Raw genomic sequence first — 2500 nt, 5'->3', positions numbered from 1 at the left:
CGGCGCCGACATGGACCGGCGCGACAGCATGCATCCCCTCGAGCGCATGCGGGAGGTCAATTCGGCGGCACTGGCGGTCGCGGAGTTCTCGAAACCGGTGATCGCGTCGGTCGAGGGCTATGCGGTCGGCGCCGGCTGGAACCTGGCGTTGCTGTGCGATGTCGTCGTGGCGTCCCGTACCGCGAAGTTCAGCCAGATCTTCGCTCGGCGCGGCATGTCCGTGGACTTCGGCGGCTCCTGGATCCTGCCGCGCCTCGTCGGCCTGCACCAGGCGAAGCGGCTGGTCATGCTCGCCGACATCGTGGACGCCGAGGAGGCGTTCGCGCTCGGGCTGGTGACAGAGCTGGTCGAACCCGCCGACCTCGGTACCCGAACGATCGAGCTGGCCGTCCGGCTGGCCGAGGCGCCGCCCGTCGCGGTGAGTCTGTCGGCACGTCTGCTGGAGGAAGGCTCGACGTCGACGCTCCGCGAAGCCCTCGACAACGAGGCCCGATCCCAGGCCGTAAACCTCGCGACCGACGCGCCCGGCGCGATCCGCGCGTTCGTCGAGAAGCGTCCTCCGGCGTTCACCGGTAACTGGCAGGTTACGTGATCGCATAGGATAGCCGCGTGGACCTGCATCTCGTGACCTACTTCGTCGCTGTCGTCGACCACGGTGGGATCACGAAAGCCGCGCAGTCCCTCTACATCTCGCAACCGTCGCTGTCCCAGGCGATCCGCACGCTCGAGCGCCGCCTGGGCACGACGCTGTTCGACCGCACCGGTCGCCGCCTGACACTGACCGACGAGGGTAGATCCTTCGAGGTCGCCGCACGCCGCATCCTCGCCGACGTGGACCGCGCGAAGAGCAAGGTCGCCGCGGTCCGCGAACTCGCCGCCGGCCGCATCGAGATCGTCACCTATTCGGCGTTCTCCATCCACCCCGTCATCGAGCTGGTGCGTCGCTTCCGCAGCCGCTATCCCGGCATCCTCGTGCGGGTCGTCGCCACCGACGGCCCGGCCGGCGTGCACACCGCGCTGCGGCGCGGGGAGGCGGAGATCGGTGTGACCGACCTGTCCGTCGAACACGCGGGCATGATCACCGTGCCGGTGGTCGAGCAGGAACTGGTGCTCGCGGTACCGCCGAACCTCGCCGACGGCCTCCCGAATCCGGTGCCTCGTTCGCTGCTCCCCTCGATCCCCCTGGTCGTCGACCTCACGAACCGGACCGACGCGATGCAGTCGGGGGAACTCACCGACGGCAAGGACCTCGACATCGCGGTCGACTGTGCGCATCCCTCGGCCACCTGGGAACTGGTGATGCGGGGAACCGGCGCGACGATCGCTCCCCGGCAGGTCGCCGAAGCACAGATGCCCACGGCCGCAGTGCGGTCGCTCGATCCGCCGATGTCGCGGCCGGTGGGCCTCGTGCTGCGCGCCGGGGAACCGTCACCGGCGGCCGCCGCGTTCGTCGCGATCGCCACCAACGGGACGACGGGAGCGTAGTCGCACATGGAATTCCGACAGGTCGAATACTTCCTCGCCGTGGTGGAGAACGACGGCATCAACGGTGCTGCGGCCGCGCTCGGCGTCGCACAGCCGACGGTCTCGCAGGCGCTGCGCAGCCTCGAACGCGAACTCGGCGTGCAGTTGTTCCACCGGATCGGACGCGGGATGGTGCTCACCGCGGCCGGGCACAGCCTCATCGGCCCGAGCCGCCAGATCCTGCGCGATGTGGGAGGCGTGGAAGACCTGTTCACGTCGCTGGAAGGGGAGATCACCGGCCGTCTCGACATGGCGGTGTTCCCGGCGCTGGCGATCGACCCGCTCGTCGATCTCGTCGCCCAGTTCCGCAAGGCCCACCCGAAGGTGGCGGTCCGGTTCGGGGAGTTCCGCGCCGAGGAGACCGCCGCCTCGCTCATCCGGGACGGTCACTGCGAGTTCGTGGTGTCCCACCTCCCGATCGAAGGGGGCTACGGACTCGAGGTGATCGAGCTCGGCGAGCAGGAGTACTGGCTCGCGTATCCCCCGGGCACCGACCTTCCGGAAGGCCCCGTGCCGCTCGCCGCCATGCCGGACATTCCGATGGTGCTGGTTCCCCGCGGCGGCGGCGCGATGGGTGACAGCATCGACTCCGCGATGCGGCGGGCCGGTGTGCGTCTCGACGTCGGCGTGGTGACCGATCATCGCGAGGCCCGGCTGCCGATGGTGCTGGCCGGTCTCGGTGGTTCGCTCGTCGAACGGCAACTCGCGGAATCCGCGCAGGACCACGCGGTGGTGCGGCCCTGCGACCCCACGTTCACCCGCGCGTTCGGGCTCGTGTTCGATCCCGATTCGTTGTCGGCGGTGGGTCAGGCGTTCGTCGACCTGGTGCGGTCGGCGAACGCCTGACCCGGCTGCCTGCGTCGGATCAGGCCACGCGCTCGAAGATCGCGGCCAGGCCCTGCCCGCCGCCGATGCACATGGTCTCGAGCGCGTAGCGGCCGTCGCGGCGGTGCAGCTCACGCGCGAGGGTCGCGAG

4 protein-coding genes are annotated in these 2500 nt (G+C 69.9%); 3 read left to right on the top strand and 1 reads right to left on the bottom strand.

Annotated features, from left to right (window positions below; genetic code table 11):
• The 3 genes from I0Q12_RS05975 to I0Q12_RS05965 all read left to right on the top strand — a co-directional run.
• Positions 1–592: enoyl-CoA hydratase/isomerase family protein (locus I0Q12_RS05975; protein WP_231610098.1), on the top strand; the 592-nt coding region annotated here is incomplete at its 5' end.
• 17 nt (positions 593–609) lie between these two features.
• On the top strand, positions 610–1485 hold the full coding sequence (locus I0Q12_RS05970; protein ID WP_197251067.1) for a LysR family transcriptional regulator: 876 nt from the start codon (positions 610–612) through the stop codon (positions 1483–1485).
• Between the two features lie 6 nt (positions 1486–1491).
• A complete protein-coding gene (locus tag I0Q12_RS05965; protein ID WP_197251066.1) occupies positions 1492–2370 on the top strand; it encodes a LysR family transcriptional regulator in 879 nt (292 codons plus the stop codon).
• Positions 2371–2389: 19 nt separating this feature from the next.
• Here the strand turns inward: I0Q12_RS05965 and I0Q12_RS05960 are convergent.
• A partial coding sequence (locus I0Q12_RS05960) for a hypothetical protein (RefSeq protein WP_197251065.1) occupies positions 2390–2500 on the bottom strand: 111 nt, incomplete at its 5' end.

Source organism: Rhodococcus sp. CX (assembly GCF_015865005.1).
GTDB lineage: Bacteria > Actinomycetota > Actinomycetes > Mycobacteriales > Mycobacteriaceae > Rhodococcus.
This window is presented reverse-complemented; position numbering and strand designations above follow the sequence as displayed.